At 72.6% G+C, this 13,110-nt stretch carries 11 protein-coding genes; 8 read left to right on the top strand and 3 right to left on the bottom strand.

Annotated elements, in window-relative coordinates:
- The first annotated feature begins 212 nt into the window (after window positions 1-212).
- Window positions 213-1,163: a phosphatidylinositol-specific phospholipase C gene (locus tag ACFVTF_RS14805; RefSeq protein WP_387813641.1), complete on the top strand. Its 951-nt coding sequence runs from the start codon at window positions 213-215 to the stop codon at window positions 1,161-1,163.
- A gap of 65 nt (window positions 1,164-1,228) precedes the next feature.
- On the top strand, window positions 1,229-1,819 hold the full coding sequence (locus ACFVTF_RS14800) for an alpha/beta hydrolase (protein WP_387813639.1): 591 nt from the start codon (window positions 1,229-1,231) through the stop codon (window positions 1,817-1,819).
- 175 nt (window positions 1,820-1,994) lie between these two features.
- Here the strand turns inward: ACFVTF_RS14800 and ACFVTF_RS14795 are convergent, their stop codons facing one another.
- Window positions 1,995-3,464 (bottom strand): MFS transporter, encoded by a 1,470-nt coding sequence (locus ACFVTF_RS14795; RefSeq protein ID WP_387813637.1) that lies wholly within the window; start codon window positions 3,462-3,464, stop codon window positions 1,995-1,997.
- 102 nt (window positions 3,465-3,566) lie between these two features.
- Here ACFVTF_RS14795 and ACFVTF_RS14790 point away from each other — a divergent pair, with 102 nt between their 5' ends.
- Complete coding sequence (locus ACFVTF_RS14790; RefSeq protein WP_387813635.1) at window positions 3,567-4,475, top strand: helix-turn-helix transcriptional regulator; 909 nt, start codon at window positions 3,567-3,569, stop codon at window positions 4,473-4,475.
- A gap of 15 nt (window positions 4,476-4,490) precedes the next feature.
- Here the strand turns inward: ACFVTF_RS14790 and ACFVTF_RS14785 are convergent, their stop codons facing one another.
- On the bottom strand, window positions 4,491-4,877 hold the full coding sequence (locus tag ACFVTF_RS14785) for a hypothetical protein (RefSeq protein ID WP_387813633.1): 387 nt from the start codon (window positions 4,875-4,877) through the stop codon (window positions 4,491-4,493).
- Window positions 4,874-5,572: a hypothetical protein gene (locus ACFVTF_RS14780; RefSeq protein WP_387813631.1), complete on the bottom strand. Its 699-nt coding sequence runs from the start codon at window positions 5,570-5,572 to the stop codon at window positions 4,874-4,876. The genes ACFVTF_RS14785 and ACFVTF_RS14780 overlap by 4 nt, the downstream gene beginning before the upstream one ends.
- A 135-nt stretch (window positions 5,573-5,707) precedes the next feature.
- Between ACFVTF_RS14780 and ACFVTF_RS14775 the strand changes: the two genes are divergently transcribed.
- From ACFVTF_RS14775 to ppdK, 5 genes are all read left to right on the top strand, one after another.
- Window positions 5,708-6,934 carry a histidine kinase gene (locus ACFVTF_RS14775; RefSeq protein WP_371516875.1) on the top strand — a complete coding sequence of 409 codons (1,227 nt, stop codon included), beginning with the start codon at window positions 5,708-5,710 and terminating at the stop codon, window positions 6,932-6,934.
- Window positions 6,922-7,566: a response regulator gene (locus tag ACFVTF_RS14770; protein ID WP_387813629.1), complete on the top strand. Its 645-nt coding sequence runs from the start codon at window positions 6,922-6,924 to the stop codon at window positions 7,564-7,566. The genes ACFVTF_RS14775 and ACFVTF_RS14770 overlap by 13 nt, the downstream gene beginning before the upstream one ends.
- Before the next feature lie 2 nt (window positions 7,567-7,568).
- The gene (locus ACFVTF_RS14765; protein WP_371516873.1) at window positions 7,569-8,357 is read left to right on the top strand and encodes a DUF4097 family beta strand repeat-containing protein; all 789 of its coding nucleotides are present in this window, start codon (window positions 7,569-7,571) and stop codon (window positions 8,355-8,357) included.
- Between the two features lie 97 nt (window positions 8,358-8,454).
- Window positions 8,455-9,624 (top strand): tRNA dihydrouridine synthase DusB, encoded by a 1,170-nt coding sequence (gene dusB / locus ACFVTF_RS14760; protein WP_387813627.1) that lies wholly within the window; start codon window positions 8,455-8,457, stop codon window positions 9,622-9,624.
- 564 nt (window positions 9,625-10,188) lie between these two features.
- The gene (ppdK, locus tag ACFVTF_RS14755) at window positions 10,189-12,897 is read left to right on the top strand and encodes a pyruvate, phosphate dikinase (RefSeq protein WP_387813625.1); all 2,709 of its coding nucleotides are present in this window, start codon (window positions 10,189-10,191) and stop codon (window positions 12,895-12,897) included.
- The last annotated feature ends 213 nt before the right edge of the window (window positions 12,898-13,110 follow it).

The raw sequence follows: 13,110 nt of genomic DNA, 5'->3' as shown, positions 1-13,110 counted from the left end.
CCTATTGCGCCCCCCCCTCCCCCCGGGGCCTGTATCCACCCATCACCAACAAACCCCCCGCCCGCCAAAACCCCCCCCCCCCCCCCCCACTATACGCCCCCCGGCCCCACTCCGGGGGCGCCGCGCCACGGGTTTCGGGGCCCGTTCCATCGAGCAGATCGGGGAGGGGGCATGACAACTCCCCCTTCCAGAGGTCGATGTGAGGAGTCCGCATGAGCCCCACCCGTCGTGACGTCCTGCGCTGGGGAGCCGGTGCCGGCGGCGCCCTCCTGGCCGCCGCCGCGTTCAGTCCGGACGCGGCAGCAGCGGCGGCGGCACCCGCAGCCGCAGCCGTCAGCCCGTCCGTCTGGATGAGCGCCCTGGACGACGCCACGCCGCTGACCGCCCTGACGATCCCCGGCAGCCACGACTCCTGCTGCACCGACCCGCTGCACGGCACCGAGTGGTCCCACACCCAGAACTGGGGCCTGCCCGAACAACTCCAGCGCGGCATCCGCTTCCTCGACATCCGCTGCAACGGGCTCGCCGGGACGGCCGACGAACTCGGCATCTACCACAGCGACAACTACCAGTACGTCCGCCTCCAGGACGTCCTCGACCAGTGCCGCGCCTTCCTCGCCGCCAACCCGGGCGAGGGCCTGGTCATGCGCGTCAGGAACGAGTACGCGGGCGGGAACCGGCTCGACGACGCCGAGTTCCAGCGCCGGATCAACCACTACCTGGACGGCCTCGGCTACCGGAGCCTGTTCTGGACCAACCCCTGGTGGCCCACCCTCGGCCAGGCCCGCGGCCGCGTCGTCCTCGCCGCCGACTTCGCCAACCCCTGGTCCGTCATCCAGTGGTCGAGCGCCACCAACACCTGGTTCGCCACCCAGGACACCTTCCAGGGCATCAGCCTCGCCGCCAAGTCCAAGGCCGTCACCGACTGGTTCGACCGCGCCTTCCTCGACCAGGGCTCCGCGCGGATGTACGTGAACTTCACCAGCTACGCCAACGGCGGCTGGCCCAAGGTCAACGCGGCCGCCATCATGCCCCCCGTCCGCGACTACCTGAACGCCCGCCGCCAGCAGCCCGCCCACTTCGGCATCGTCCCGATGGACTTCCCCGACTTCCACACCGACGTCCTGCAACTGCTCATCGACAAGAACTTCATCGGCCGCTGACCAGCCCCCGAACCGGCCCGCCGACTCGCCGTTGCAGGCTCCCCGCCGCTGGGTAGCCTGCCGGCATGCCTGATCCCTCCCCCCTCGCGCTCCCCACCCGTTTCGACGGCGACCCCGACCGCGTCGCGCTCGTCATTCCCGGGGTCGGTTACTCGCCCGCCAGGCCGCTGCTCCACTTCGCCCGTGCCGTACTCATCCACCACGGTTGGACGGTGCAGGAGGTGTGGTGGCAGGTCCCGCACGACTTTCCCCAGCTGACCGTGGACGACCGGATCGCGTGGGTCGAGCGGCAGGTCGGCGGGGCCGTCGCCGCCGAGGGGGAGGCCTGCCGTCTTCTGGTCGGCAAGTCCTTGGGCTCGCTCGCCTGTGGCATCGCAGCCGATCGGAGGATGGCGGCGGCCTGGCTGACGCCCGTCCTGACGCTCGACCAGGTGGCCCGCTCCCTGCGCCGATCCGAAGCGCCGACGCTCCTGGTCGGCGGGAGCGCCGACAAGCTGTGGGATCGGCAGGTCGCCGGGTCGGTGGGGCACGAGGTCCTGGAAGTGCCCTCGGCGGACCACTCCCTTGAGCTGGCGGATGATCCCGTGGGGTCGGTCGGGGTGCTGCGGCAGGTCGTCTCGCGGCTGGACCGCTTCGTCGGCTCGCTCGAACTCTAGAAGGCGGTCGGCCGCTTCCCTCGGGGCACCGACGGGGTTCACACCTCCCGGCTGGCGGGCTGCGCAGGTGCGGGCGACTCGGGGCCGGTGATGCCCTGCGGCGTGGCGGCGGCCCCGCGATCGGGTGTCGATCGCGGGGCCGTTGCCGTCGCCGTGGCCCGTGGGGCCGGTGGGCTCAGCCGATGGAGCGGGGGAGGCGGGTGGTGAGGTACAGGATGACGAAGGAGCCGATGAGCTGGAGGCCCAGGCAGAGGGCGAGGGCGCGGTCCATGCCGAGGCTGGGGGAGAGCGACAGGTAGAGGGTGCCGAGGGTGGCGACGCCGAGGGCGAGGCTGGACTGCTGGCCGGTGGCCAGGACGCCGCTGCCGACGCCGGCCCGGGCGGCGGGCACCTTGGCGAGGACGACGCGGAACAGCGGGGTGCCGATCAGGCCCTGTCCGATGCCGGCGAGGGCGACGCCGGGCGCCATCCGCAGCGGGGAGAAGTGCGACCAGTCGGCGAGGACGGTGACGGCGAGGGTGGCCAGGCCGGCGGCCTGGATGACGGCGCCCGCGCTCAGTACCCGGCTGCCGTAGCGGCCGATCAGACGGGGGCCGGAGAGCGAGGCGGTGAAGTAGCCGACGGCCATCGGCACGAGCGCCCAGCCGGCCGCGACCGGACCGAGGTGCAGGCCCTGCTGGAGGGCGACGGCGATGACGAACATGAAGCCGCCGAAGCCGGCGAAGTAGGGCAGGGCGATGCCGAGGCCGCGCCGCATCTCGGGGATGCGCAGCAGGGACGGCGGCACCAGCGGGGTGGCGCCGAGCTGCTCCGCCCGGCGTTCGACCAGGACGAAGGCGGCGGCGAGGACGGGGAACAGCCCGAGCAGCACCCAGGACCAGATCGGCCAGCCCGCGGCGCGGCCCTCCATCAGCGGGACGAGCAGGGCGAGCAGCGAGGCGGTGAGCAGGACGGTGCCGGGCACGTCGACCCGGGCGGCCTGGGTGGCCCGGCTCTCCGGGACGTAGCGGACGGCGAGGACCAGGGCGAGCAGCGCGAACGGCACGTTGAGCAGGAAGACGGAGCGCCAGCCGGTGCCGAACAGGTCGGCGGCGACGAGCATGCCGCCGAGCACCTGGCCGATCACCACGGAGATGCCGCCGACGGCGCCGTAGATGCTGAGGGCGCGGCCGCGCCGGGCGCCGTCGGTGGCGGCGGTGATGGTGCCGAGGACCTGCGGGATCAGCAGCGCGGCCGAGGCGCCCTGGGCGGCGCGGGCGGCGACCAGCGTCCAGGCGCCGGGTGCGAGGCCGCAGGCGAGCGAGGTGAGGGCGAAGGCGGCGGCGCCGACGACGAAGAGCCGGCGGCGGCCGAAGATGTCGCCGAGGCGCCCGCCGAGGACGAGCAGGACGGCGAAGGCGATGCCGTAGCCGGCGGCGACGAGTTCGAGGACGGCGGGCCCGGCGGCCAGGTCGTGGTCGATGGTGGGCAGCGCGACGTTGACGATGAAGAAGTCGAGCATCGGCAGGAAGGCCCCGAGTAGGACGGTGACCAGCCCGGCGGTGCCGAGGGTGGGGACAGCGGTGCGGGCGGCGGTCGCGGTCGCGGTGCCGGGGGTGGTGGCGGTGCGGACCGGGTCGGGGGCGACGGCGAGTTGTTGGGTCACGGGTCCTACGATCCGCCTGGTCGTACCCTGGTACCAGAGTGTGGTTATCCAGGTATAAGAAGTACCTGGCAACAGGCTCCGGGCTGGCGCATGCTAGGAACCATGAGCCTCACCACTCCGGCCGCGCAAGCCCGGTCCGCCTCGGTCGCGCAAGCCCGGACCACCCCGGCGACGCATGCCCGGACCACCCCCGACGACGCCCGCCGGCACGACCTGGCGGCCTTCCTGCGCAGCCGCCGCGAGCGGATCGCACCCGACCAGGTGGGCCTGCCCCCGACCGGCCGCCGCCGCACGCCGGGGCTGCGCCGCGAGGAGGTCGCGCAGCTCGCCGCCGTCGGGGTGACCTGGTACACGTGGTTGGAGCAGGGGCGCGACATCCAGGTGTCCACCCAGGTGCTGGACGCGGTCTCCCGCGCCCTGCTGCTGGACCCGAGCGAGCGCGCGCACCTGTTCACCCTGGCCGGCGCGGAGGATCCGGCGCCGGTGAGGGAGTGCCCCTCGGTCACCCCGAGCGTGCGGCTGGTGCTGGAGCAGATGGCGCCGTACCCGGCCGTGGCCGTCAACACCCGCTACGACGTGCTCGCGTACAACGCCCAGTACACCGCGATCGTCGGCGATCTCAGCGAACTGCCGCCCGAGGACCGCAACTTGATGTGGCTGGCGTTCACCCCCTCGCGGTTCCGCGAGGTGCTGATCGACTACCGGACCGAACGCGTCGGCATGGTGGCCCGGTTCCGCGCCGCGATGGCCGACCACAGCGCGGAGCCCGCCTGGAAGGCACTGTTGGCCCGGCTCAAGGCCTCGCCGGACTTCGCGGAGGTCTGGCAGCGGCACGAGGTGATGGGGCCGAGCAACGGGATCAAGCGGTTCCAGGTGCCGGGTGTCGGGCTGCTGCGCTGCGAGTACACCAGCTTCTGGCTGGGCCCCCGACTCGGGACGCGGATGATCACGTACACCCCGCTGGACGAGGAGACCCGCGCGCTGATGAACGAGCTGCCCGGCAGCTTCTAGCCTGCCCGACGGCTTCTAGCGGGGGGCGAGGACGGCACGCCCGAGCAGCACGCACACCACCGCGAGCGGCAGTTCGACGCCGAGCGCCATCACCAGGGCGGCGAGCACCGCGTGGCCCGGGCCGGCGCAGGCGATGTCGGCCAGTGCGTCCCCCGCGAGCAGCAGGGCCACCGCGCCGCCGGCCCAGCCGGCGGCGGCGTTGCGACGGCGCAGCAGGGCGTCGAGCGAGAGCAGCGCGGAGAACTCCAGCAGGTCGAGCACCACCCACGGGGTCTCGTGGCAGGCGGCGAGGACCGCGAGCCAGGGCAGCAGCGCGACGGCGGCCACGACCGGCACCCGCTCGAAGCGGGCGGGCAGGACGAGGGCGGCGGCCGGGCGGCCGGCGAGGACGGCGGTGCTCATGCGGCCCCTCCGGCGACCGAGGTCTCTCCGGCGACCGCGGCCGCGCCGGCGACCGCGGCCGCGCCGGCGACCGCGGCCTCGCCCCGGCGCCGCACCCGCTCCAGCGGCTGCCGCTCGGTGGTGTCCCCGCCGGGGTGCCGGACCAGCACCCCGGTGTACGGGCCCTCGGCCCAGGCGAGCCAGAACCGCCCGGCGACCGTGACCACCTCGGCGCCGACGGCCGGCCGCTCGAACCGGAACGGCCCGGCCGACCAGAGCGACCGCACGGACCAGAGCGACCGCACGGACGGGAACGGCCGCACGGACCAGAGTGACCGCCCGGACCGGAACGGCCCGGCCAGCCTCCCGGCGGTGAACGCCACCGAAGGCGCACCGCCGTCGGCCGCCAGCCGGCCCCAGGCGAGCACGTGCTGCGCCCGCCCGCCGGCCGGGCTGCGCCGAGCACCGCGCAGCAGCTGCGGGGTGAGCCGGGCGGCGACCAGGACATCGGCCAACTCGCCGTCCTGGTACACCTCCAGCGCGGCCCGGCCGCGGCGGCCGACCAGGCTGCGGACCGACCAGGGCCCGGCCCCGACCGGCAGCGTCCCCTCCGGCTCCGCCGTCCGGCGGTGCGCGTCCCCGGGAACACCCCCGTGGCTCCCGGGGACGGGCCGCCGGTGCGGCGGGGTGGCGGAGTGCGATGCGGTGCTCGTCATGCCGTCCAGCTTCCCGTCGATCATGGGCCGCTGTCGGTGGTGCCGTGCTCCGAATCCGGGGTGTACCTAGATACACCCCGACCGTGAGCCCCCCTTCATGGCGGCCGTTGATCATGGCGCCCTACGCTGTCGGTCATGCCCTCCACCACGTTGCGCCGAGCGCTCGTCAGGAGCCTTCGGCGCCCCCCGTGGTCGCCCGAGGCCTGGCGGGACACCCGCTTCATAGCCGCCGGCCTCCCGATGGCCCTGCCGGTCTGGCTGGCCGCCACCGAGTCCAAGCTGCTCTTCCCGATGACGGTCCTGGTCCTCATCTGCACGCGCCCGCTCACCGCCGCCCAGCGAGGCCGGCTGCGCGCCCTGCGCGGGGTGGAGGTGTCGCCGCCGCGCCCGGGCGAGCCGTGGGCCTGGCTGCCGGGCCGGCTGCTGCTGGGGCTGACCTGGCGCCAGAGCGTCCACCACCTGCTGGCCGGCCCGCTGCTGGCGGTGGGCGCGCTGGTGGTGCTGTACGCCTGGGGCGCCGGCGTGGTGATGGCCAGCGTGTACGGCTGGGTCTGGCTGATGCCCGTCGGCAGCCCGCTGCGTTCGGAGCTGGCCGGGCTGGACGTGGTGATCACGGTCGCCGGGGTGCTGCTGCTGGCCGTGATGCCCTGGCTGGCGGCGCTGGCGGCCTGGCTGGAGGTGCGCACGGCCCAGCTGCTGCTCGGCCCCAACCGGGCGGAGGCGCTGGAGCGGCGGGTCGAGGAGATCGCCGAGAGCCGGGCCGGGCTGGTCGACGTGGTGGACGCCGAGCGCCGCCGGATCGAGCGGGACCTGCACGACGGCGCCCAGCAGCGCCTGACCTCCCTCGCGATGAACCTGGGCCTGGCCCGGCGCACCCTCAAGGACGTCCCGCCCGAGGTCATGCAGGTGATCGTGGACGCGCACGAGGAGGCGCAGGCGGCCATCGACGAACTGCGCGATCTCGTCCGCGGCCTGCACCCGGCGGTCCTGGAGGACCGCGGCCTGGACGCGGCGCTGTCCGGCATCGCGGCCCGCGCCCCGCTGCCGGTGCGCCTGGACGTGCACCTCGCCGAGCCGGTCGCCCCGACCGTCGAGGCGGTCGCCTACTTCACCGTCTCCGAGGCCCTGACCAACGTGGCCAAGCACGCCCGCGCCCAGCGGGTCGACCTCTCGGTGCGGACGGTCGGAGGCCGGCTGCGCCTGGTCATCAGCGATGACGGCGTGGGCGGCGCGGACGCCTCCCGCGGCACCGGGCTGACCGGCCTGCGCAAGCGTGCCGCCTCCGTCGACGGCACACTGTCCGTTCTCAGCCCCCTCGGGGGCCCCACCACCATCACCGTGGAGTTGCCGTGCGCGCTGTGATCGCCGAGGACTCGGTCCTGCTGAGGGTCGGCCTGGTCAAGGTCCTGGAGGCGGTGGGCTTCGAGGTCGCCGCCGCCGTCGGGGACGCCACCGAGCTGCTGGCGGCCGTCGAGGAGCACCGCCCGAAGGTGGTGGTGGCGGACGTCCGGATGCCTCCGGGCTTCACCGACGAGGGCGTGAAGGCCGCGCTGATGATCCGGCAGCAGTGGCCGGACGTCGCCGTGCTGCTGCTCTCCCAGTACGTGGAGGAGCGCTACGCCGCCGACCTGCTGGCCACCAACACCAGCGGCGTCGGCTACCTGCTCAAGCAGCGGGTGGCCAACGTGGACGACTTCGTGGAGGCGCTGCAGCGGGTCGCCGCGGGTGGCACCGCGCTGGACCCGGAGGTGGTGGCCCAGCTGCTGGTGCGCCGCCACCGGGACCCGCTGGAGAAGCTGACCCCGCGCGAGCGGGACGTGCTCGGCCTGATGGCGGAGGGCCGCTCCAACGCCGCGATCGCGGCCGCCCTGGTGGTCAGCGACAGCGCGGTGGCCAAGCACATCAACTCGATCTTCACCAAGCTCGACCTGCCGCCGGCCGACGACAGCCACCGCCGGGTGCTGGCGGTGCTGCGGTTCCTGGAGGTCGGGTAGCCGTGGGCGGACCGAGGAAGGCGTGGGGGCGGAAGGCCTGGCGGACCACCGGGACGCTCGCGATCGCGGTCGTCATGATCGCCGCCGGGATGCAGACCTGGGCGATGGTGGTGCAGGAGCAGACGACCTCGACGCAGCCGTACAACGTCGTCATCCACAAGCTCCGGCTGGACACCGGCAGCGCCTCGGTGCGGATCAGGGCGGGCCGCGAGGGCCGGGTGGTGGTCCGGCAGAACCTGGACTGGATGGTGCGCAAGCCGTCGGTGTCGACCACCTTCGACGGTGACGTGCTCACGGTCGGCATGGAGTGCCGGAAGTTCCTGCCGTTCGCCGACTTCGGCTGCGGTGCCCAGATCGAGCTGGAGGTGCCGGCCGGTACCGACGTGTCGGGGCAGGTGAGCTCGGGCAGCGTCGAGGTGGACGGCCTGAGCGGCGGCGTCCGGATCGACCTCACCTCGGGCGAGCTGAAACTCACCGGCACGTCCGGGCAGGTGTACGCGCACGCCACCTCCGGGATGGTGCAGGGCACCGACCTGAGCTCGGAGCAGGTGTACGCGGAGACCACCTCGGGGGCGGTCGACCTGGCCTTCTCCAGGGCGCCGCGGTCGGTGGACACCAGGAGCGGGTCCGGCTCGGTGAAGCTGGCCCTGCCGCAGGACTCCCACTACGCCTTCAGCGGCGAGGTCGGCAGCGGCAGCCGCCACATCGACCCGAGCCTGGCGGACCCGGCCAGCCCGAACCGGATCCACGGCTCGGTCACCTCGGGCTCGATCACGATCGACCCGGCCTAGCGAGGCCCTGGGAGACCCGGAACGGCCCGGAAACCGGGGCTGACCCGAGTGGGGGACAATGGAGAGTCCCGTTCCCCTGCCCCGAGGTCAGCCGCGCATGACAGCCACGCCCGCACCCACCGCGCCCGACGCCGAGTTCGCGCCGCTGGACATCGGCCCGATCCGGGTGTGGCCGCCCGTCGTGCTGGCGCCGATGGCCGGCATCACCAACGCGCCGTTCCGCACCCTCTGCCGCGAGCAGAGCGGCGGCAAGGGCCTGTACGTCTCCGAGATGATCACCACCCGGGCCCTGGTCGAGCGCAACGCCAAGACCATGCAGCTGATCAAGTTCGACGCCAGCGAGAAGCCGCGCTCGATCCAGCTGTACGGCGTGGACCCGGTGACGGTCGGCAAGGCCGCCCGGATGATCGCGGACGAGGGCCTGGCCGACCACATCGACCTCAACTTCGGCTGCCCCGTCCCCAAGGTGACCCGCAAGGGCGGCGGCTCGGCGCTGCCGTACAAGCGCAACCTGCTGCGCGAGATCCTGCGCGAGGCCGTGGCCAACGCGGGCGACCTGCCGGTCACCATGAAGATGCGCAAGGGCATCGACGACGACCACCTCACCTACCTGGACGCCGGCCGGATCGGCGCCGAGGAGGGCGTGTCCGCGATCGCCCTGCACGGGCGCACCGCCGCCCAGCACTACGGCGGGACGGCCGACTGGTCGGCGATCGCCCGGCTGCGCGAGTCCGTTCCGGCGCACGTCCCGGTGCTGGGCAACGGGGACATCTGGTCGGCGGACGACGCGCTGCGGATGATGCGGGAGACCGGCTGCGACGGCGTCGTGGTGGGCCGCGGCTGCCTGGGCCGGCCGTGGCTGTTCCGGGACCTGGTCTCGATCTTCGAGGGCGAGGTCGACTACGCCCGTCCGGACTTCGGCTACGTGGCGCGGGCCATGGTGCGGCACGCGCAGCTGCTCGGCGAGTGGATCGGGGACGAGGCGCGCGGCGTGATCGACTTCCGCAAGCACGTCGCCTGGTACACCAAGGGCTTCTCGGTCGGCTCGGAGCTGCGGGTGAAGCTGGCCAACTCCTCCTCCCTGGTCGAGCTGGCCGAAACCCTGGCCCTGGTGGAGCAGTCCCAGGCCTGGCCGGCCGGTGCGGACGGGCCGCGCGGGCGTACCGCCGGCAACAACCGGGTGGTGCTGCCCGAGGGCTGGTTGGACGATCCGTACGACTGCGCCCGACCGGGGGCTGACGCCGAATCGGACACCTCTGGCGGATGATCTGTCCGTATTGGCGAAATCGGTCCTCCCGGGGCCATTGCCACTCGGTCCCAGCCCTCTTGTCCAATCTGGACAGGAGGGCTCCTTTTCGGCGGTCCGATGTCACGGAACGGGCACGTTTCTGGACGGAGTGCGACGATCGGCGGAGGCGGACTACGTTCGACCGGTGAGATGCACTGGTGACGCTTGCCACATGCGGTGGCGCCTGACGGCGGGTCGGTGGACGAAATGGACAGGTCGACTGTGAATCGCTTCCCGAAGCCGGTGGGCCGGTGATCGGCCGATCCGGGTGCAGGAAATCAAGCCGGGGCAACGCGGGCGACCCGCGACCGCTACCCAGCGTCCGAATCGTGCGATCTTCGTGTTTCCATTCGTTCAAGACTTGAAGGCGGGCTAGCGTCATCCGGACGATTTCACCAACAGAGGTGAACGCCTTTATGTGCATTCGATCTATCGGGTTACCCCCGGGTACCGGCCTCGTACGGCCTATTCGGGGCAGAGAAGAACCTTCGAAATGGGTATGTTCTCCGGCGTCAGGGCAACCGCGTACGAGGAGACCGACCCGTGCCGTCCCAGCAGAAGTTTGTTTACTCCTTCACTGAAGGAAACAAGGACCTCAAGGACCTTCTCGGCGGCAAGGGCGCGAACCTGGCCGAGATGACCAACCTTGGCCTCCCCGTCCCTCCGGGGTTCACCATCACCACCGAGGCCTGCAAGGTCTTCCTGGAGACCGGCAGCGAGCCGGCCTCGCTGCACCAGGAGATCAGCGCCCACCTGGACGCGCTCGAGCAGGAGATGGGCAAGAAGCTCGGCCAGCCCGACAACCCGCTGCTGGTGTCGGTGCGCTCGGGCGCGAAGTTCTCCATGCCCGGCATGATGGACACCGTCCTGAACATCGGCCTCTCGGACGCCTCGGTGGTCGGTCTCGTCGCCCAGTCCGGCAACGAGCGCTTCGCCTGGGACTCCTACCGCCGCCTGGTCCAGATGTTCGGCAAGACCGTGCTGGGCGTCGACGGCGAGCTGTTCGAGGAGGCCCTGGACGAGGCCAAGCACGCCAAGGGCACCGCCAACGACCTGGACCTGGACGCCGCCGACCTCCGGGCACTCGTCGAGGTGTTCAAGGGCATCGTCGAGCGCGAGACCGGCCGGGCCTTCCCGCAGGACCCGCGCGAGCAGATGGACCTCGCCATCCACGCCGTCTTCCACTCCTGGAACGGCGACCGCGCCCGCCTGTACCGCCGGCAGGAGCGCATCCCGAACGACCTCGGCACCGCGGTCAACGTCTGCAGCATGGTCTTCGGCAACCTCGGCGAGGACTCCGGCACCGGTGTCGCCTTCACCCGCGACCCCTCCACCGGTGCCCAGGGCGTCTACGGCGACTACCTGTCCAACGCCCAGGGCGAGGACGTCGTCGCCGGCATCCGCAACACCCTGCCGCTGGCCGAGCTGGAGAAGCTCGACAAGAAGTCGTACGACGAGCTGATGACGATCATGCAGACGCTCGAGAACCACTACCGCGACCTCTGCGACATCGAGTTCACCATCGAGCGCGGCAAGCTCTGGATGCTGCAGACCCGCGTCGGCAAGCGCACCGCCGCCGCGGCCTTCCGGATCGCCGTCCAGCTGGTCGACCAGGGCCTGATCGACCTGGACGAGGCCCTCATGCGGGTCACCGGCGGCCAGCTCTCGCAGCTGATGTTCCCGCGCTTCGCCCCGAACTCCGAGTCCCAGCAGATCGCCTGGGGCCTCGCCGCCTCGCCCGGCGCCGCCATCGGCAAGATCGTGTTCGACTCCTACACCGCCGTCAAGTGGTCCCGTTCCGGCGAGAAGGTCATCCTGGTCCGCCGCGAGACCAACCCGGACGACCTGGACGGCATGATCGCCGCCGAGGGCATCCTCACCTCGCGCGGCGGCAAGACCTCGCACGCCGCCGTCGTCGCCCGCGGCATGGGCAAGACCTGTGTCTGCGGCGCCGAGGAGCTGGAGGTCGACACCAAGCGCCGCCGGATGACCACCGCCGGCGGCCTGGTGCTGGAGGAGGGCGACGTCGTCTCCATCGACGGCGCCACCGGCAAGGTCTACCTCGGCGAGGTCCCCGTCCTGCCGTCCCCCGTCGTCGAGTACTTCGAGGGCACCCTGCACGCCGGCGCCGACGTCCAGGGCGGGCTCGTCCAGGCCGTCCACCGGCTGATGGCGCACGCCGACGTCCGCCGCCGGCTCGCCGTGCGCGCCAACGCCGACAACGCCGAGGACGGCGGGCGCGCCCGCCGCTACGGTGCCCAGGGCATCGGCCTGTGCCGCACCGAGCACATGTTCCTCGGCGAGGAGCGCCGCAAGGAGGTCGAGCATCTGATCCTGGCGGACAACGACAAGGACCGCGAGCTCGCCCTCTCCACCCTGCTGCCGCTGCAGAAGGGCGACTTCCTGGAGCTCTTCCAGGCCATGGACGGCCTGCCGGTCACCGTCCGCCTGCTGGACCCGCCGCTGCACGAGTTCCTGCCGGACATCACCGAGCTGTCGGTGCGCGTCGCCCTCGCCGAGGCCCGCAAGGACCCGAACGAGAACGACCTGCGCCTGCTCCAGGCGGTGCACAAGCTGCACGAGCAGAACCCGATGCTGGGCCTGCGCGGCGTCCGCCTCGGCCTGGTCATCCCCGGCCTGTTCGGCATGCAGGTCCGCGCCATCGCCGAGGCCGCCGCCGAGCGCCGGCTGGCCGGCGGGGACCCGCGCCCCGAGGTGATGATCCCGCTGGTCGGCACCGTCCAGGAGCTGGAGCTGGTCCGCGACGAGTGCGAGCGCGTGCTCGCCGAGGTCGCCCAGTCCACCGGCGTGCAGCTGGACATCAAGCTCGGCACCATGATCGAGCTGCCGCGCGCCGCGGTCACCGCCGGTCAGATCGCCGAGGCCGCCGAGTTCTTCTCCTTCGGCACCAACGACCTCACCCAGACCGTGTGGGGCTTCTCCCGGGACGACGTGGAGGCCTCGTTCTTCACCGCGTACCTGGAGAAGGGCATCTTCGGGGTCTCCCCGTTCGAGACCATCGACCGCGACGGCGTCGGCGCACTCGTCAAGCACGCCGTCGAGGCCGGCCGGGCCACCCGCCCCGACCTCAAGCTCGGCGTCTGCGGCGAGCACGGCGGCGACCCGGACTCGGTCCACTTCTTCCACGAGGTGGGGCTGGACTACGTCTCCTGCTCCCCCTTCCGGATCCCGGTGGCGCGCCTGGAGGCAGGCCGCGCCGCCATCGAGACGGCGGGCAGCGACCCGCGCTGAGAGAGGGTAGGCATCCCCTCCTCGGCCGCGGGCCGGACTGACCGCTTCCCTCCCCGTCGGGAGGGCGTACACCGGAGCTCGGCGCAGGAGAACCGGCGTACGTAACAACGGCCGGGCGGGAACGGACAATGGCGTCCGTCCCCGCCCGGCCGTCCGTCTGTGGCCGTCCTTCCCCGGCCGTCCCTGCCCGCCCGGCCGCCCGTCCCCGGCCGG

Origin of the sequence: Kitasatospora sp. NPDC057940 (assembly GCF_042887425.1) — a bacterium.
GTDB lineage: Bacteria > Actinomycetota > Actinomycetes > Streptomycetales > Streptomycetaceae > Kitasatospora.
This window is presented reverse-complemented; position numbering and strand designations above follow the sequence as displayed.